Origin of the sequence: Pseudomonas spirodelae (genome assembly GCF_034653255.1) — a bacterium.
Lineage (GTDB): Bacteria > Pseudomonadota > Gammaproteobacteria > Pseudomonadales > Pseudomonadaceae > Aquipseudomonas > Aquipseudomonas spirodelae.
Window position 1 is genome coordinate 80,719 of sequence record NZ_JAYEET010000048.1, and the last position, 16,794, is coordinate 97,512.

At 61.6% G+C, this 16,794-nt stretch carries 15 protein-coding genes; 10 read left to right on the plus strand and 5 right to left on the minus strand.

What is annotated here, in order from left to right:
- Positions 1 to 22: 22 nt before the first annotated feature.
- The 9 genes from exaC to SOP97_RS16140 all read left to right on the plus strand — a co-directional run bounded on the left by exaC (position 23) and on the right by SOP97_RS16140 (position 10,054).
- A complete protein-coding gene (gene exaC, locus SOP97_RS16100) occupies positions 23 to 1,543 on the plus strand; it encodes an acetaldehyde dehydrogenase ExaC (protein ID WP_274086619.1) in 1,521 nt (506 codons plus the stop codon).
- Positions 1,544 to 1,890: 347 nt separating this feature from the next.
- The gene (pqqA, locus tag SOP97_RS16105) at positions 1,891 to 1,962 is read left to right on the plus strand and encodes a pyrroloquinoline quinone precursor peptide PqqA (protein WP_003243383.1); all 72 of its coding nucleotides are present in this window, start codon (positions 1,891 to 1,893) and stop codon (positions 1,960 to 1,962) included.
- 71 nt (positions 1,963 to 2,033) lie between these two features.
- Positions 2,034 to 2,948, plus strand: a complete 915-nt coding sequence (pqqB, locus tag SOP97_RS16110) for a pyrroloquinoline quinone biosynthesis protein PqqB (protein ID WP_322950127.1) — start codon at positions 2,034 to 2,036, stop codon at positions 2,946 to 2,948.
- Between the two features lie 77 nt (positions 2,949 to 3,025).
- On the plus strand, positions 3,026 to 3,778 hold the full coding sequence (gene pqqC / locus SOP97_RS16115) for a pyrroloquinoline-quinone synthase PqqC (protein WP_322950128.1): 753 nt from the start codon (positions 3,026 to 3,028) through the stop codon (positions 3,776 to 3,778).
- Positions 3,775 to 4,053 carry a pyrroloquinoline quinone biosynthesis peptide chaperone PqqD gene (pqqD, locus tag SOP97_RS16120; protein WP_274086616.1) on the plus strand — a complete coding sequence of 93 codons (279 nt, stop codon included), beginning with the start codon at positions 3,775 to 3,777 and terminating at the stop codon, positions 4,051 to 4,053. Before pqqC ends, pqqD begins: the two co-directional genes overlap by 4 nt.
- Complete coding sequence (gene pqqE / locus SOP97_RS16125) at positions 4,025 to 5,179, plus strand: pyrroloquinoline quinone biosynthesis protein PqqE (protein ID WP_322950130.1); 1,155 nt, start codon at positions 4,025 to 4,027, stop codon at positions 5,177 to 5,179. Before pqqD ends, pqqE begins: the two co-directional genes overlap by 29 nt.
- A 7-nt stretch (positions 5,180 to 5,186) precedes the next feature.
- Positions 5,187 to 7,052 carry an alpha/beta hydrolase family protein gene (locus SOP97_RS16130; RefSeq protein ID WP_322950132.1) on the plus strand — a complete coding sequence of 622 codons (1,866 nt, stop codon included), beginning with the start codon at positions 5,187 to 5,189 and terminating at the stop codon, positions 7,050 to 7,052.
- Positions 7,053 to 7,143: 91 nt separating this feature from the next.
- Positions 7,144 to 8,307: an alcohol dehydrogenase-like regulatory protein ErcA gene (ercA, locus tag SOP97_RS16135; RefSeq protein WP_274086613.1), complete on the plus strand. Its 1,164-nt coding sequence runs from the start codon at positions 7,144 to 7,146 to the stop codon at positions 8,305 to 8,307.
- On the plus strand, positions 8,291 to 10,054 hold the full coding sequence (locus SOP97_RS16140) for a PAS domain-containing hybrid sensor histidine kinase/response regulator (RefSeq protein ID WP_322950134.1): 1,764 nt from the start codon (positions 8,291 to 8,293) through the stop codon (positions 10,052 to 10,054). Before ercA ends, SOP97_RS16140 begins: the two co-directional genes overlap by 17 nt.
- Before the next feature lie 32 nt (positions 10,055 to 10,086).
- Here the strand turns inward: SOP97_RS16140 and SOP97_RS16145 are convergent, their stop codons facing one another.
- Positions 10,087 to 10,434, minus strand: a complete 348-nt coding sequence (locus SOP97_RS16145; RefSeq protein WP_274086611.1) for an MmcQ/YjbR family DNA-binding protein — start codon at positions 10,432 to 10,434, stop codon at positions 10,087 to 10,089.
- A gap of 5 nt (positions 10,435 to 10,439) precedes the next feature.
- Complete coding sequence (locus SOP97_RS16150; RefSeq protein ID WP_090253882.1) at positions 10,440 to 10,718, minus strand: peptidylprolyl isomerase; 279 nt, start codon at positions 10,716 to 10,718, stop codon at positions 10,440 to 10,442.
- Positions 10,719 to 10,860: 142 nt separating this feature from the next.
- On the opposite strand from SOP97_RS16150, the gene SOP97_RS16155 reads away from it, so the two are divergent.
- Positions 10,861 to 12,075, plus strand: coding sequence for a PilT/PilU family type 4a pilus ATPase (locus SOP97_RS16155; protein ID WP_322950137.1), 1,215 nt, complete (start codon positions 10,861 to 10,863; stop codon positions 12,073 to 12,075).
- A 252-nt stretch (positions 12,076 to 12,327) separates the two neighbouring features.
- Here SOP97_RS16155 and SOP97_RS16160 read toward each other — a convergent pair whose 3' ends face one another.
- The 3 genes from SOP97_RS16160 to SOP97_RS16170 all read right to left on the minus strand — a co-directional run bounded on the left by SOP97_RS16160 (position 12,328) and on the right by SOP97_RS16170 (position 16,656).
- Positions 12,328 to 13,302 carry a tetratricopeptide repeat protein gene (locus SOP97_RS16160; RefSeq protein ID WP_274086609.1) on the minus strand — a complete coding sequence of 325 codons (975 nt, stop codon included), beginning with the start codon at positions 13,300 to 13,302 and terminating at the stop codon, positions 12,328 to 12,330.
- Between the two features lie 279 nt (positions 13,303 to 13,581).
- Complete coding sequence (locus tag SOP97_RS16165) at positions 13,582 to 15,537, minus strand: acetoacetate--CoA ligase (protein ID WP_274086608.1); 1,956 nt, start codon at positions 15,535 to 15,537, stop codon at positions 13,582 to 13,584.
- A gap of 216 nt (positions 15,538 to 15,753) precedes the next feature.
- Positions 15,754 to 16,656 (minus strand): hydroxymethylglutaryl-CoA lyase, encoded by a 903-nt coding sequence (locus tag SOP97_RS16170; RefSeq protein WP_274086607.1) that lies wholly within the window; start codon positions 16,654 to 16,656, stop codon positions 15,754 to 15,756.
- Positions 16,657 to 16,794 lie beyond the last annotated feature (138 nt).

A 16,794-nucleotide genomic window follows, 5' to 3' on the forward strand; every position in this document is an offset into this window, starting at 1 on the left:
GCCAACAAGAGAGGTTAATCCCATGCTTTACGCCAAACCCGGTACGCCAGGCGCTGTCATCACCCTCAAACCGCGCTACGGCAACTACATCAATGGTGAGTTTGTCGCCCCGCTGAGTGGTCAGTACTTCACTAACACCAGCCCGGTGGATGGTTCGGTGATCGGTGAGTTCCCCCGTTCCGACGCCGCCGATATCAACAAGGCGCTGGATGCTGCTCACGCCGCTGCCGATGCCTGGGGCAAGACCTCGGTGCAGGAGCGTTCGCACATTCTGCTGAAGATTGCCGACCGCATCGAAGCCAACCTTGAACTGCTGGCTGTGGCCGAGACCTGGGATAACGGCAAGGCCGTGCGCGAAACCCTCAACGCCGACGTGCCGCTGGCTGCTGACCACTTCCGCTACTACGCCGGGTGCATCCGCGCGCAGGAAGGCAGCACCGCCGAGATCAATGAAGGCACCGTGGCCTACCACTTCCATGAACCGCTGGGCGTGGTCGGGCAGATCATCCCGTGGAACTTCCCGCTGCTGATGGGGGCCTGGAAACTCGCACCGGCTCTGGCCGCTGGCAACGCCATCGTGCTCAAACCGGCCGAGCAGACGCCGCTGTCGATCACCGTGCTGATGGAGCTGATTGGCGACCTGCTGCCGCCGGGTGTGCTCAACGTCGTCCAGGGCTTCGGCCGTGAAGCCGGTGAAGCACTGGCCACCAGTAAACGCATTGCCAAGATTGCCTTCACCGGATCGACTCCAGTGGGCTCGCATATCCTCAAGTGTGCCGCCGAAAACATCATCCCGAGCACCGTCGAACTGGGCGGCAAATCGCCGAACATTTTCTTCGCCGACATCATGAATGCCGAGCCGGCGTTTATCGAGAAGGCCGCTGAAGGCCTGGTGCTGGGCTTCTTCAACCAGGGCGAGGTGTGCACCTGTCCGGCGCGTGCGCTGGTGCAGGAATCGATCTATGAGTCGTTCATGGTCGAGGTCATGAAAAAGATCAAGCAGATCAAGCGTGGTGATCCGCTGGACACCGACACCATGGTCGGCGCCCAGGCCTCGCAGCAGCAGTTCGACAAGATCCTCAGTTACCTGGAGATCGCCCAGCAGGAAGGCGCCCAGGTGCTCACCGGTGGCGGCGTGGAGAAACTCGAAGGCAACCTGGCCAACGGTTACTACATCCAGCCGACCCTGCTCAAGGGCACCAACCAGATGCGCGTGTTCCAGGAAGAAATCTTTGGCCCGGTGATCGGCGTGACCACCTTCAAGGACGAAGCCGAAGCGCTGGCGATTGCCAACGACACCGAGTTCGGCCTGGGCGCAGGCGTGTGGAGCCGCGACATCAACGTCGCCTACCGCATGGGTCGGGCAATCAAGGCCGGTCGCGTATGGACCAACTGCTACCACCTGTACCCGGCGCACGCCGCGTTCGGTGGCTACAAGAAGTCTGGCGTTGGCCGCGAAACCCACAAGATGATGCTCGACCACTATCAGCAGACCAAGAACCTCTTGATCAGCTACGACATCAACCCGCTGGGCCTCTTCTAACTCGTGTAACCCCGGCGTATCCGCTCCAGTGCGCCGGGCTCCTTCCTGCGATTCGCCGGTCGGCGAGATCTGTTTGTGGTCTGGGCAGATAACTGCTGCAGCAGGTCACTATCGCAACGCGGCTTCGGCCGCGTTTTTTATTGGCTGCTGTCAGCGGCAGCGTGTTGCATCTGTTGCTGCATAGTCAGCGTGAGGCTGCCGGACAAAGCAGGTGGTGTCGCGCGCACCCTGCAAACACTACCAATGCCAGCAGAAATTCATCCCAAAGTACCATTTGGCTGCTGTCGGTCGGGGCGCTTAATGAAGGGGCCGGAATTCGCCGGCGTCGATAAGAAGAGGACCGCGCCATGTGGACTAAACCCGCCTACACCGACCTGCGTATTGGTTTCGAAGTGACCATGTACTTCGCCAATCGTTGAGCCGTTTTTGCCCCGGCATTGCCGGGGCATCCCAATAGGCATGCCCATTGGCATCGCAATCGGAAGCGTCCATGTATATCCAGATTCTTGGCTCCGCCGCTGGCGGTGGTTTCCCCCAGTGGAACTGCAACTGCCGTAACTGCCGTGGCATGCGCACGGGCAGCGTGCGGGCGCAGCCGCGTACACAGTCTTCGATTGCCCTGAGTGACAATGGCCAGGACTGGATCCTGTGCAACGCCTCACCGGACATTCGCGTACAGATCGAAGCCTTTCCTGCGCTCAACCCGGCACGTCGGCTGCGCGACAGCGCCATCGCCGGGATCATCCTGCTTGACAGCCAGATTGACCACACCACCGGCCTGCTGACCCTGCGCGAAGGCTGTCCGCACCAAGTCTGGTGCAGCGAGATGGTGCATCAGGACCTGACCAGCGGCTTTCCCCTGTTCAACATGCTCAGCCACTGGAATGGCGGCTTGCAGCACAACCTGATTGCCCTCGATGGTGAGCCGTTCAGCATTGCGGCCTGTGTCAACTTGTCGATCACGGCCGTGCCGTTGCGCAGCAGCGCACCGCCGTATTCACCGCACCGTGGCAACCCGCATCCGGGCGACAACATTGGTTTGTTTGTCGAGGATAGCCGCACCGGCGGCACGCTGTTCTATGCCCCCGGTCTGGGTCAGGTCGATGAACCATTGCTGGCCTGGATGCGCCGCGCCGACTGCCTGCTGGTGGACGGCACACTGTGGCGCGATGACGAAATGCGCGTGTGCGAAGTGGGCGACAAGCTCGGCAGCGAGATGGGCCACCTGTGCCAGAGCGGTCCGGGCGGCATGATCGAGGTGCTCGATGGCCTGCCATCTGCACGCAAGATCCTTATTCATATCAACAACACCAATCCGATTCTCGACCTGGATTCGCCTGAGCGCGCCGAACTTGACGCGCACGGTATCGAGGTCGCGTTCGATGGCATGAGCATCGTTTTGTAGCGCGCCCAGGCCATGCACACCTCAAAGAATACTGGTGCGCACGGCACACCCTACGGCAACGCGTATTGGAGATACTGATGAGCCAACCCGCCATGAGCCCTGCCGAGTTCGAGCAGGCCTTGCGCGCCAAGGGCGCGTACTACCACATTCACCACCCGTTTCATCAGGCGATGTATGCCGGCCACGCCAGCCGTGAGCAGATTCAAGGGTGGGTGGCCAATCGCTTCTACTATCAACTGAACATCCCGCTCAAGGATGCGGCGATCCTGGCCAACTGCGCCGATCGCGACACGCGCCGTGAATGGCTGCAACGCATTCTTGACCACGACGGTGCGCAGGGCGAGGAGGGTGGTATCGAAGCCTGGCTGCGCCTGGCCGAAGCCGTGGGCCTTGAGCGCGAGCAGGTGCTGTCGCAAGAGCTGGTGCTGCCCGGCGTACGCTTTGCTGTGGATGCCTACGTCAATTTCGCCCGCCGCGCGTCCTGGCAGGAAGCCGCCAGCAGCTCGCTGACCGAACTGTTCGCTCCGCAAATCCACCAGTCACGCCTGGACAGCTGGCCGCAGCATTACCCTTGGATCGATGCCGAGGGTTACCGCTATTTCCGCACGCGGCTGCAGCAGGCACGTCGCGATGTCGAGCATGGCCTGCGGATCACCCTGGAGCACTACCGCACCCGTGAAGCGCAGGAGCGCATGCTGGAAATTCTGCAATTCAAGCTGGATGTGCTGTGGAGCATGCTCGACGCCATGAGCATGGCCTATCAGCTGGAACGTCCGCCGTACCACAGCGTGACCCGTGAGCGCGTCTGGCACCGAGGACTTGCCCTATGAACCCGTTGACTATCGACCAGGTGCCGAAGCTGCGCCGCGGTTTCCGCCTGCAGTGGGAACCTGCTCAGGATTGCCATGTGCTGCTCTACCCGGAAGGCATGATCAAGCTCAATGACAGCGCCGGGGCCATCCTCAAACAGGTCAATGGCGACCACAGTGTGGGGCAGATTATTGCCAGCCTGAGCGCGCAATTTCCCGATGTGCCGGGCCTCGACGAAGACATCCTCGCCTTTATGGAGGTCGCCAATGCTCAGTTCTGGATTGAGCTTCGCTAAGCCGGGGCACGAGGCTGGACCACCGTTGTGGTTATTGGCCGAGCTGACCTACCGTTGCCCACTGCAGTGCCCGTACTGCTCCAACCCGCTGGACTTCGCCCAGCAGGGTGCCGAGTTGAGTACCGCCGAGTGGATCGAGGTATTTCGCCAGGCCCGCGAGCTGGGCGCGGCGCAACTGGGGTTTTCTGGCGGTGAGCCACTGGTGCGCCAAGACCTGGCCGAGCTGATTAAGGCGGCGCGTGACCTGGGCTATTACACCAACCTGATCACCTCCGGCATCGGTTTGACCGAAGAACGTATCGCCAGCTTCAGCGAGGCGGGGCTGGACCATATTCAGATCAGCTTTCAGGCCGCCGATGAAGAGGTGAACAACCTGCTGGCGGGTTCGAAAAAGGCCTTCGCCCATAAACTGGCCATGGCACGCGCGGTCAAGGCGCATGGCTACCCGATGGTGCTGAACTTCGTCACCCATCGGCACAATATCGACAACATCGAGCGGATCATCGAGCTGTGTCTGGAGCTGGAAGCGGACTTCGTCGAGTTGGCCACCTGCCAGTTCTACGGCTGGGCTGAGCTGAATCGCGCCGGGTTGCTACCGACCCGTGCGCAGCTTGAACGCGCCGAACGCATCACCCAGCAGTGGCGCGACAAACTGGCGGCCGAGAATCACCCCTGCAAACTGATTTTCGTCACCCCGGACTATTACGAAGAGCGGCCCAAGGGCTGCATGAATGGTTGGGGCAACCTGTTCCTCGACATCACCCCGGATGGCACCGCCTTGCCGTGCCACAGCGCGCGGCAACTGCCGGTGCAGTTTCCCAATGTACGCGAGCAGAGCATTGAACAGATCTGGCGTCACTCCTTCGGCTTCAACCGTTTTCGCGGTGATGACTGGATGCCTGAACCCTGCCGCTCCTGCGATGAGAAGCACAAGGACTTTGGCGGCTGTCGTTGCCAAGCCTTTATGCTCACCGGCGATGCCAGTAATGCCGACCCTGTGTGTAGCAAATCGGCCCATCACGGCATCATCCTCGCGGCGCGGGCAGAGGCCGAGCAGGCACCCGGTGCGTTGGAAAACCTGCAGTTTCGCAACGAAAAGGCCTCCAAGCTGATCTGTAAGGTGTGACGCGCCGATGACGCCACGCACCGCCGACTATGGCCAATGGTCCAGCGCCTGGGGCAGCGCCCAGGCCGCCAGTGCCAGCCGCGATTTTGCCGAACTGCGCACGGGGCTGGGCGGCGTGGTGTGGTCCGAGTTCGATCCGGCGGATGCCTGCACCCGCTTGTGGCACTGGATGCCCAGCGGCTTGCGCTGCCTGACGGTCACGGGCTGGTCCGTGCGTAGCCGGGTGTACGAGTACGGCGGCGGCGCCTTCTGCCTCGGTGAAGATGGCCTGGCATGGGTTTGCGAGGCGGACCAGCAACTCTACTGGCAAGACCTGCACGGGCAGCCGCAGGCACTCACCGCACGCAGCGACTGCCGCTACGGCGACCTGTGTTATGACCCTGTACTCTTCGCCGTGCTCGCCGTGGAGGAGCAGCACACGGCATCAGGCGTGGTGCACCGCCTGGTGGCGATCGGTCGCGATGATGGCGTGCGTCAGGTGATCAGTGAAGGTTGTGATTTCTACGCGGCGCCCACGCTCAGCAACGATGCTCAGCGTCTGGCCTGGATCGAATGGGACCGGCCGCAGCAGCCTTGGCTGGCCACGCGTTTGTGCGTGAGCCAGCGCACCGCGCAGGGCGGCTGGTCGCCAAGGCAGGTGGTGGTTGGGCAGGGGGTGGATGAGTCGATCCAGCAACCGAGCTTTGATCAGCACAACCGTTTGCTGGCCTTGAGTGATCGCCATGGTTACTGGCAACCTTGGCGTGAAGGCGAGGGCGGCATGCAGCCACTCAACTGCCGCGCGGCGGATCATGCCGCTGCGCCCTGGCAGCTGGGGGCGCGCAATTACCTGACGCTGTCGGGGGAGCGTTTATTGCTCAGCGGCTTTGATCGTGGGTTTGCCTGGCTGGCTGAGCGTGACCCCGTCAGCGGCCATGAGCAGCGCCTGGCGCCCGACTACAGCCGCTTTCGTCAGTTGGCGGCGGATCAGCAGTATTTCTACGTGATCGCCGCTGCACCGCAGCACGGCAGTGTGGTGCTGGCCATTGATCGGATCAGTCATGCCTGTCAGGTGCTGGCGGGAAGCCCGTGCGCTTTGCCGGCCGAGGCGGTTTCCTTGCCGCAGCGCTTGTTGTTTCTCAGCGGTGCGGGGGAAAGCTGCCACGGTTTTTTCTACCCGCCGCATAACCCGGCGTTTCAGGCACCGGATGGACAGAAGCCGCCGCTGCTGGTGTTTCTGCACGGTGGGCCCACGTCGGCCTGTTATCCGGTGTTTGATCCGCGCATCCAGTTCTGGACCCAACGCGGCTTTGCCGTGGTCGACCTCAACTACCGCGGCAGCAGTGGCTATGGCCGCGCCTATCGCGTTCGCTTGCAGGGCGGTTGGGGTGAGGTCGAAGTCGAGGACGCCGTGGCAGCCGTGCAGCACCTGGTTGAGCGAGGGCTGGTTGATGCTGGCCGGGTGTTTATTCGCGGGGCCAGCGCCGGTGGTTATACCGCGCTGTGTGCGTTGGCTTTTACCCAGGTGTTTCGCGCGGGTGCGAGCCTGTATGGCGTCAGCGATCCGCTGGCGCTGCGGCGTGTCACCCACAAGTTTGAGGCCGACTACCTGGACTGGCTGATTGGTGATCCGCAACGCGATGCCGCACGTTATCAAGCGCGCACGCCGCTGCTGCATGCCGAACGCATCCAGGCGCCGCTGATTTTCTTTCAGGGCGTGCTGGATAACGTCGTGGTACCCGAGCAGACCGCGCAAATGGTCGCCGCCTTGCAGCGCCGTGGCGTTGAGGTGGAGTGTCGCGTTTATGCAAACGAGCGTCATGGTTTTCGCCAGGCGGAAAATCTGGCCGATGCGCTAGACGCTGAGCTGGCTTTCTATCGTCGCCTGCTGTGAGTGGCGCCTGCTGCCATGGTGCAATTGCATAAAGCCGGGAATGCAGTAGGCTGGCGGACGATTTTTGATAACAACAAGAACAGGCCGTTGTATGAGCTACACCCTCAGTCAGTTACGTAAATTCGTTTCACCAGAAATCATTTTTGGTGCGGGCTGCCGCCACAATGTTGGCAACTACGCCAGTACCTTTGGCGCCCGCAAAGTGCTGGTAGTGTCCGACCCCGGCGTGGTTGCCGCTGGTTGGGTTGCCGATGTTGAAGCCAGCCTGCAGGCGCAGAACATCGACTACTGCCTCTACACCCAGGTTTCGCCCAACCCACGGGTGGAAGAGGTGATGCACGGCGCGGAAATCTACCGCGCCAACAACTGCAACGTAATCGTTGCCATCGGTGGCGGCAGCCCGATGGATTGCGCTAAGGGCATCGGCATCGTGGTCGCCCACGGGCGCAGCATTATCGAGTTCGAGGGCGTGGACACCATTCGCGTGCCGAGCCCGCCGCTGATCCTGATCCCGACCACCGCCGGTACTTCAGCGGATGTTTCGCAGTTTGTGATCATCTCCAACCAGACCGAGCGGATGAAGTTCTCCATCGTCAGCAAGGCTGTGGTGCCGGATGTATCCCTGATCGACCCGGAAACCACCCTGAGCATGGATCCGTTCCTGTCGGCCTGTACCGGCATTGATGCGCTGGTGCATGCCATCGAGGCTTTTGTCTCCACTGGCAGCGGCCCGCTGACGGATACCCATGCCCTTGAGGCGATGCGCCTGATCAACGGCAACCTGGTGCAGATGATTGCCACACCACATGACATCGCCCTGCGCGAGAAAATCATGCTGGGCAGCATGCAGGCTGGGTTGGCGTTCTCCAATGCGATTCTCGGTGCGGTGCATGCCATGAGCCACAGCCTGGGCGGGTTTCTCGACTTGCCCCATGGGATGTGCAATGCGGCGCTGGTCGAGCACGTGGTGGCGTTCAACTACAACTCGGCCCCTGAGCGCTTTCGCATGGTGGCCGAGACCCTGGGCATTGATGCGCGCGGCCTCAACCATAATCAGGTGCGCCAGCGCTTGGTGGAGCATTTGGTTACCTTCAAGAAGTCGGTCGGCTTCCACGACACCCTCAAGTTGCATGGGGTGAGCGTCTCAGACATTCCCTTTCTCTCGCAGCATGCCATGGAGGACCCGTGCATTCTGACCAACCCTCGCGAGTCCAGTCAGCGTGATGTCGAGGTCGTCTATGCCGAGGCGCTCTGACCCGTCGCAGAGCCAGAGTGAGGCCCTCGCCGGGCTGCTGGGGCTGGGCAGTCACTCCGCCCGCAAGAGCCACTACCCAGAGCTGTTGGCGCGGCTGGAGGAGTTGGAAACCGAGCGCAATCGCTACAAATGGTTGTTTGAGCATGCGGTACACGGGATTTTCCAAGCCAGCCTGCAGGACGGCCTGCTGGCTGCTAACCCGGCGCTGGCGCGCATGCTCGGTTATGACGACCCGGAGCAGGTGCTGTGGTCGCTGACTGGCTTGGCCAACTACCTGTTCGTGGGAGGTGCCACTGAACTGGAGCATATCCGTGATGTGCTGGCCCTTGAGCCCGGCTTGTTTGGCTACGAAACACAATTGCGTCGACGCGACGGCAAGGTCATCGATGTGTTGATGAACCTGCTGCTCAAGCCTGATGAAAATGGCCTGTTCGAAGGCTTTGTGGCCGATATCACCGAGCGCAAGCAAGCCCAGAAACGCCTGCAGCAGCTCAATGATCAACTGGAACAGCGGGTGAGTGCGCGCACCGGCGAACTGCAAGAAGCCAACCGCAACCTGTTGCAACAGATCGGTGAGCGCAAACGCATCGAGACGGCCCTGCGTGATGCACGCGATGCCGCCGAAGAGGCCAATCGCAGTAAGGATAAGTACCTGGCTACTGCCAGCCATGACCTGTTGCAACCCCTGAACGCTGCGCGTTTATTGATCTCGACCTTGCGCGAGCGCCGCTTGCCGGCCAGCGAGCAGAATCTGGTGGAGCGTACCCACCAGGCCCTCGAAGGGGCGGAAGATCTGCTGACCGATTTGCTGGATATCGCGCGGCTGGATCAGGCCGCGATCAAGCCCGACCTGGAGGTTTACAGCCTGGATGAGCTGCTCGCTCCGCTGGCCTCGGAGTTTCAGCCGGTCGCCGCCGTTGCGGGGTTGGCGCTGCGGGTGCGCATCAGTGGCTATCAGGTAAATACCGATTTACGCCTGCTCACGCGCATTTTGCGCAATTTTCTCAGCAACGCCTGCCGCTATACCGAGCAGGGCGGAATTTTCCTGGGGGCGCGCAAGCGTGGCGCGTTTGTCGAGTTGCAGGTGTGGGACAGCGGCAGCGGGATTGCTGATGACCAGCTCGACAGCATCTTTCTTGAGTTCAATCAGTTGAATGTCGGGCGAGCGCAAGAGCGCAAAGGCGTAGGTTTGGGCCTGGCGATTGTTGAGCGGATTGCACGCATCCTCGGCTATCCGATCAAGGTACGTTCGCAGCCAGGGCGTGGTTCGGTATTCAGCATCCGCGTACCGCTGGCTAGCACCGCGCAACAACGCACGGCCGTGCTGCCGACATTGTCACGGCCGCGGCTGGGGGATCCACTGCCGGGGCGGCGTTTGCTGGTACTGGATAACGAACTGAGCATTCTGCACAGCATGTCGGCGCTGCTTGAACAGTGGGGCTGTGAAGTACTGACTGCCACTGACCAGGCTGGCGCGCTGCAGGTGCTGGGCGCGCATGCACCGGAGCTGATCTTAGCCGACTTCCACCTCGATCACGGTGTCGTAGGTAGTCAGGTGGTTCAGCACATGCGCGAGTACTTTGGCTTGAATATTCCGGCAGTGATCATCACCGCCGATCGCAGCGATCAGTGCCGCCGCGAGTTGCAGGCCATGGGCGTGCCACTGCTGAATAAGCCGGTCAAACCCGGCAAGCTGCGTGCGGTGTTAAGCCAGATTCTGCAGGACGCGCCCACTCCTATTGCTTAGGCGTTGCTGGAGAGGGGGCTGCGAAATGCAGGCTAAAGCAGAAGACCCAGCTGCAAACGCTTGGGCAATTTTGCCACCACCAGTTGATGGGAGCGTGTCAGCAACGCGTGCAGCTCACCCTCACTCAGCGGGTAGGGCGCAGCCATGCTGATCCAGTGTGCGCGGGCCAGATAGGGCGCAGGGCGAAAGCCCGGGCGGTCGCAGTAACCGAGGAACAGGTCGTCATCCACTTTGCAGGCCAGGCCAGCGTGCCCGCCTAGGTGAAACAGGGCGAACATTTTGCTCTCAGCCACCGAAAATACCCGCACGCCACCCCATTTGATGTCCTCACTGGCACCGGGCAGGCTCAGGCAAAATGCGGCGATCTGTTCGGCAGTCATGTGGCTCACTCGCGGTAGAAAACCTGCACCAGATGATAGCCAAACTGGCTTTTCACCGGGCCGTGTACTTCACGCACTGGCTTTTTGAAGATCACCTGATCGATGGCGCGCACCATCTGCCCGGGGCGCACTTCACCCAGGTCGCCGCCTTTCTTGCCGGAAGGGCAGGTTGAGTATTTGCGCGCCAGCACATCGAACGCTTCGCCAGCGGCTATGCGTTTTTTCAGTGCGGCAGCTTCTGCTTCGGTTTTCACCAGAATGTGGCGGGCCATTGCCTTTGCCATGACGGGCTCCTCATTTTTAAGTGGGCGTATTGTGCCAGTATTTCAACCGCTTAGCGCTTGGGCCGGGCAGGTGCGGATAATTCCCGGAGCGCTGCACAGTCTTGGCCTAACGTAATACCTCTCACCTTCGGAATAAGTCGCTATGGACCTCAATGCAATGCTCAAAGTCCTGTCCAGCCAGGACGGGTCCGACCTTTACCTTTCTACCGGGGCACCGCCCTGTGCCAAGTTCAACGGCGTGCTCAAGGCGCTCAGTGCCGAGCCGCTAAAGGCCGGTGAGGTGGCTGACATCGCCGCCTCGGTGATGGATAGCGCGCAGCGCGAGGAGTTCGAGCGTGAGCTGGAAATGAACCTGGCCATCTCGATTGCCAGCGTCGGGCGCTTTCGCATCAATATCTTCAAGCAGCGTAACGAAGTGTCGATTGTCGCGCGCAATATCAAGATGGATATCCCGCGCTTTGAAGGCCTCAAACTGCCGGAAGTGCTGCTCAAGACCGTGATGGAAAAACGCGGGCTGGTGTTGTTTGTCGGTGGCACCGGCTCGGGCAAGTCGACCTCCCTGGCGGCGCTGATTGACTACCGCAACCGCAATAGCGGCGGCCATATCATCACCATCGAAGACCCAGTGGAGTACGTGCACAAGCACAAGAAATCGATCATCAATCAGCGTGAGGTGGGGGTGGATACCCGCAGCTTCCATGCCGCGCTGAAAAATACCCTGCGTCAGGCGCCGGACGTGATTCTGATCGGTGAGATTCGTGACCGCGAGACCATGGAGCATGCGCTGGCCTTTGCCGACACCGGCCACTTGGCGATCTCGACCTTGCACGCCAACAACGCCAACCAGGCGCTGGACCGCATCATCAACTTCTTCCCCGAAGACCGCCGGCCGCAGTTGCTCAACGACCTGGGCAATAACCTCAAGGCCTTCGTTTCCCAGCGTCTGGTGAAAACCACCGATGGCAAACGCCGCGCTGCGGTCGAGGTGCTGCTCGGCACGCCGACCATCCGCGACCTGATCAAACGCAACGAGTTTTCCGAAATCAAGGAGATCATGGAGAAGTCGAAGAACCTCGGCATGCAGACCTTCGATCAGGCGCTGATCGATTTGGTCAATGACGGCTCCATCGACGAAGAAGAAGCCGTGAAAAACGCCGATTCGGCGAACAACGTACGGCTCAAGCTCAAACTCTATCGCGACAATCCATCCACGCCGACTCCAGTACCGGCGGCACCCGCTGCCGTTGTGACCGCGCCGGCCAAGGTCGCCGCCACCGGCGATTGGGGCTTGGAACTGAAGCTCGAAGAGCTGGAGACAGACGAGCAGGCGGAAGACCCGGGCCGCCAAGGAATTTGAGCGAAGGCCAGGCCCGGATCAGCGCAAGGCAATCCGGGCTAGCGCTTGGCCACAGCCTTATATGCCCTTACAGGACGCTTTTCGCGCCCGCTGTCATCACATCAAAAGAAACCGAAGAGCTGCCTTTGAGCGCAGGTAGTCCGCGACAACGAACTGGATTCCATTGCATACCGATGTTGCTCCGCGGGGGCAGGTCTAGCCCATCATCCACATCGCCGCAGGTGGCCGCTAGCCCCAGGCGAGCGCGGCGGTTCATTCGCCCTGGCGGCGTATGTCCAGGCGCAAGCTGTGGATCAGTGCTTTGCCTGCGACGAGCTGCAATGTGGCGTTTTCATGGATTTCCAATACCTGGGTAGCGCCGGGTGCTTGCAGGTGCTCGGTGATGGTCGAGAAGGCCATGATGCGCCCTTCGGCCGTCAACAGCTCCGGCTCCGAGCGCTGAGACTCGTAGCCTTCTACGCGGTCGAAGGTGGCCTGCCAGAGCGCCGCCAGTTGCGCTTTGCTGAGGCTGTCCCAGGCGCCGCCGGGCAGGCGCACGCGGATCTGCGCCTGGGGGCTGAGCCCGCTGACGATGCCCTGGGCATCTCGTCGTTGTGCGGCGCTGTCGGCAGCCGCCAGGGTGTCGAGTACGGCGGCGCGTTGTGCCGCGCTGGGTGTCGTGCCGCCTGGGTTGTGGCCTTCGATGCGGCTGAGAAACTGCGTGGCGGCCGGATTATCGCCTTGCCGGGCGGCGGTGCGAATCCAGCTCAGGCCGGCCAGCCGGTTGCCTTGCGCGTAGAGGTTTTTACCCAGCGCCCATTGTGCGGAGCTGTTATCCAATTCGGCCGCGCGCTGGTACCACTCGGCAGCCTTGGCCGCATCCGGCGGGACGCCCAAGCCTTCGGCATAGGCCCGGCCGACCTCGTACATGCCGATGGCATCGCCTGTATCCGCCGCGCGTCGATACCAGCGCAACGCCGTCTCATGGTTTTGTGGCACCGCCAGGCCCGCCGCGTGCATATTGCCGACATTCAGCATGCCTTGCCGGTTGCCGGCTTCGGCCAGCGTCAGGTAACGGCTGTAGGCTTCGTCGAAGTCCCCCATTTTGTATACCGCATAGGCTTCCAGCACCTGGATCATTTCGCGGGCGATTTGCTCTTGCGGGGCCCCTGCGGCGGGGTTCGAGCAGCACAGCGCGATGGCCAGGCCAGCCGCATATTGACGGTAAGAAGCGGGGGCGTGAAGCATGGTCGGTTACCTTCTGTGGTGTCTACGCGTGGTGGCGCAGTAGAGAATCCACGCTAGCAACGGCTTGTCGGCGCGTCTGTGCTGCAAAGGTGCCGAGTCAGTACGACCAAGGTTTTAGGGCGCTTTGGCGAGCGCGACCTTTATGCGCTCGCCAAGCAGGTCTGCGTGGGGGGGCGAAGGTCAACGCGTCGACAGTGATGTCTGCGAGGTCCGTCGGGGGCGTTGTTGAGCCGAATACGCGGTTTATTCGGCTCAGCTCAACGTGTGCTCAGTTGCTGGCTAGGCTTTGAGCTGTGGCAGGTCGCGGTACAACTCCAGCGCCAGTGGGTTGGCCAGGGCGTCGGTGTTTTTCACCGGTTTGCCGTGCACCACATTGCGCACCGCCAGCTCGACTATCTTGCCGCTGATGGTGCGCGGGATGTCGGCCACGGCGATGATCTTCGCTGGCACATGGCGCGGTGTGGTGTTGGCGCGGATTACCTGGCGAATCTGCGCTTGCAGGGCATCGTCAAGTTGTACGCCTTCACGCAGACGGACAAACAGCACCACGCGCACGTCGTCGTCCCACTCCTGGCCGATGGCGATGGATTCCAGCACGGCTTCGACCTTTTCCACCTGGCGGTAGATCTCGGCGGTGCCGATCCGCACGCCACCGGGATTCAGCACTGCATCGGAGCGGCCATGGATCACCAGCCCGCCGTGCTCGGTAATCTCGGCGTAGTCGCCGTGGGCCCAGATACCGGGGAAGGTGTCGAAGTAGGCCGCCTGGAACTTGCTGCCATCGGCGTCCTTCCAGAAGCCAATCGGCATGCACGGGAAGTGCTGCGCGCAAGCCAGCTCGCCTTTTTCGCCTGTCACCGGCTGGCCGGCGTCATTCCACACTTGCACGTCCATGCCTAAACCCTTGCACTGCAATTCGCCGCGCCACACCGGCAGCACCGGGTTGCCCAGGGCAAAGCAGGAGACGATATCGGTGCCGCCGGAGATCGAGGACAGGCAGATATCGGCTTTGATCTCGCGGTAGACGTACTCGAAGCTCTCATGGGACAGCGGCGAGCCGGTCGAGAGAATCGCCTTAAGCCGTTGCAGTCTGTGCGTGCTGCCCGGCTTGGCACCGGCTTTTTCCAGGGCGGCGAGGAACTTGGCGCTGGTGCCGAAGAGGCTGATGTTTTCCGCATCGATCAGGTCGATCAGACGCTCGGCTCCAGGGTGGAACGGTGAGCCGTCGAACAGCACCAGGGTCGCACCCAAGGCCAGGCCCGAGACCAGCCAGTTCCACATCATCCAGCCGCAGGTGGTGTAGTAGAACAGCGTGTCATCGGCCTGCAGATCGGTGTGCAAGCCGAGTTCCTTGACGTGCTGCAGCAGGGTGCCGCCGGCGCCATGCACGATGCACTTGGGCACGCCGGTGGTGCCGCTGGAGTAGAGGATATACAGCGGGTGATCGAACGGAACCTGGGTGAATTCGGGTTCGCCGCCGGCCTGGTAGAAGTCCTGCCACAGCGCCACCTTGGCCGCCGAGTGGAAGTCGGCGGCTTTGGCCTGGGTATTGGAGTAGGGCACTACAATCAGCTGCTCAAGCGAAGGCAGGCGTTCGAGGATTTCATTGAGCTTGGCGGTCAGATCGAGATTTTTGCCGGCGTAGCGGTATCCGGCTGCGGCGATCAGCACTTTGGGCTCGATCTGGCCGAAACGGTCGATGACACCCTGGGTGCCGAAGTCCGGCGAGCAACTCGACCAGGTGGCGCCCAGGCTGGTGCAGGCGAGCATGCCGACCAGGGTTTGCCAGGTGTTAGGCATAAAGGCGGCCACCCGGTCGCCGATCCCCACGCCAGCTTCACGCAGGCTGCGCTGCAAGCCGGCAACATGGGCGGCCAGCTCGGCATAGCTCAGTTGCTCGCGCAAGCCGTATTCGCCAATGGCGATCAGGGCTGGGTGATTATCACGGCGGCGCAGCAGGTGTTCGGCAAAATTCAGCGTTGCGCCAGGGAACCAGTGCGCACTGGGCATGGCCCGGCCTTCTTGCAGTACAGCCTGCGGCTCGGCGCTAAAACGGATATCGAAGAACTTGACCACTGCCTGCCAGAAGGCTTCACGCTGCGCCACGCTCCAGGCGTGCAGGGCGGGGTAGTCGGCCAGTTGCAGGCTGTGACGCTGATTGACGAAGCGGCGAAAGCTGTCCATTCGTGTCGCCGCAATACGTTCGGCAGAAGGCGTCCACAGGGGCTGTTGCATCGTGCTTCCTCATCATTCTTGTTATGCCGACAATGATGCTCGGCTGGTGCGGCAAGCCTACTGACTGATGGCGGGCTTGCGTCGAGCAGTTGCGGCGCCGTTTTGATCAGTCTCAGCTGTAGCTGTAGTCACTTTGCACCGCCCTCAGGCAAAAGGCCGTTAGCCTGAGGCGTGTGCTTTACAGTGCGTAAACAAAACCTTACGCACGGCCTGCCGCTAGGCATTGGCCAGCTTGGCCCGTGCCACCCGCGAGCCGTTGGGCTTGTCCAGCACTGCGCAAATACGCTGGCCGGCGGCGATCAGTCGGCCCATGTCGATGCCGGTTTCAATACCCAAGCCCTGGAGCAGGTACAGCACGTCTTCGGTCGCGACATTGCCGGTGGCGCCTTTGGCGTACGGGCAACCGCCGAGACCCGCGACCGAGCTGTCGAACACGCTGATGCCTTCCAGCAGGCTGGCGTAGATATTCGCCAGCGCCTGGCCGTAGGTGTCGTGGAAGTGCCCGGCTAATTTGTCTCTGGGAATATCGCGACCAACGACCTCGAACAGCTTGCGGGTGTCGCCAGCAGTGCCTGCCCCGATGGTGTCACCCAGGGAAACCTCATAGCAGCCCATGGCGTACAGCTCACGGGCCACGCTGGCGACCTGCTCGGGCGGTACAAAGCCGTCATACGGGCAGCCCAACACGCAGGACACATAACCGCGCACGCGGATGCCATGCTGTTTGGCGGCGTCCATTACCGGCACGAAACGCTCCAGGCTCTCGTTGACTGAGCAGTTGATATTCTTCTGCGAGAAGGCTTCCGAGGCTGCGGCAAATACTGCGACTTCGCGTACACCCGCTTGCAGCGCACCTTCAAAGCCCTTCAGATTGGGGGCAAGGGCGGCGTAGGTGATGCCCGGCAGTTGCTGAATCTGCGCAAATACCTCGGCGCTGCCGGCCATCTGTGGCACCCACTTGGGCGAAACGAAGCTGCCCACCTCGATATAGCTGAGGCCTGCGGCCGACAAGTCATCGACCAGGCGCACCTTGTCGGCCACGCTGATCGGCTGTTTTTCATTCTGCAAACCGTCGCGCGGGCCGACTTCGACCAGGCGCACCTGTTTGGGTAGGTTCATGCATCTTCTCCGTAGGGTGGATGGCGCTTTTCCATCCACCATGACCCTTCGCCGTGTATTTTCAGGTGGACATAAACAGCGATGTCCGCCCTACATGCCATGCTCTGTAGGGTGGATGGCGCTTTTTCCATTCACCCA

Excerpts from the sequence above, each read along its gene's own strand:
- exaC (WP_274086619.1), top strand. The coding sequence starts at position 23 with ATGCTTTACGCCAAACCCGGTACGCCAGGCGCTGTCATCACCCTCAAA.
- pqqB (WP_322950127.1), top strand. The coding sequence starts at position 2,034 with ATGTATATCCAGATTCTTGGCTCCGCCGCTGGCGGTGGTTTCCCCCAG.
- pqqC (WP_322950128.1), top strand. The coding sequence starts at position 3,026 with ATGAGCCAACCCGCCATGAGCCCTGCCGAGTTCGAGCAGGCCTTGCGC.
- pqqD (WP_274086616.1), top strand. The coding sequence starts at position 3,775 with ATGAACCCGTTGACTATCGACCAGGTGCCGAAGCTGCGCCGCGGTTTC.
- pqqE (WP_322950130.1), top strand. The coding sequence starts at position 4,025 with ATGCTCAGTTCTGGATTGAGCTTCGCTAAGCCGGGGCACGAGGCTGGA.
- SOP97_RS16130 (WP_322950132.1), top strand. The coding sequence starts at position 5,187 with ATGACGCCACGCACCGCCGACTATGGCCAATGGTCCAGCGCCTGGGGC.
- ercA (WP_274086613.1), top strand. The coding sequence starts at position 7,144 with ATGAGCTACACCCTCAGTCAGTTACGTAAATTCGTTTCACCAGAAATC.
- SOP97_RS16140 (WP_322950134.1), top strand. The coding sequence starts at position 8,291 with ATGCCGAGGCGCTCTGACCCGTCGCAGAGCCAGAGTGAGGCCCTCGCC.
- SOP97_RS16145 (WP_274086611.1), bottom strand. The coding sequence starts at position 10,434 with ATGACTGCCGAACAGATCGCCGCATTTTGCCTGAGCCTGCCCGGTGCC.
- SOP97_RS16150 (WP_090253882.1), bottom strand. The coding sequence starts at position 10,718 with ATGGCAAAGGCAATGGCCCGCCACATTCTGGTGAAAACCGAAGCAGAA.
- SOP97_RS16155 (WP_322950137.1), top strand. The coding sequence starts at position 10,861 with ATGGACCTCAATGCAATGCTCAAAGTCCTGTCCAGCCAGGACGGGTCC.
- SOP97_RS16160 (WP_274086609.1), bottom strand. The coding sequence starts at position 13,302 with ATGCTTCACGCCCCCGCTTCTTACCGTCAATATGCGGCTGGCCTGGCC.
- SOP97_RS16165 (WP_274086608.1), bottom strand. The coding sequence starts at position 15,537 with ATGCAACAGCCCCTGTGGACGCCTTCTGCCGAACGTATTGCGGCGACA.
- SOP97_RS16170 (WP_274086607.1), bottom strand. The coding sequence starts at position 16,656 with ATGAACCTACCCAAACAGGTGCGCCTGGTCGAAGTCGGCCCGCGCGAC.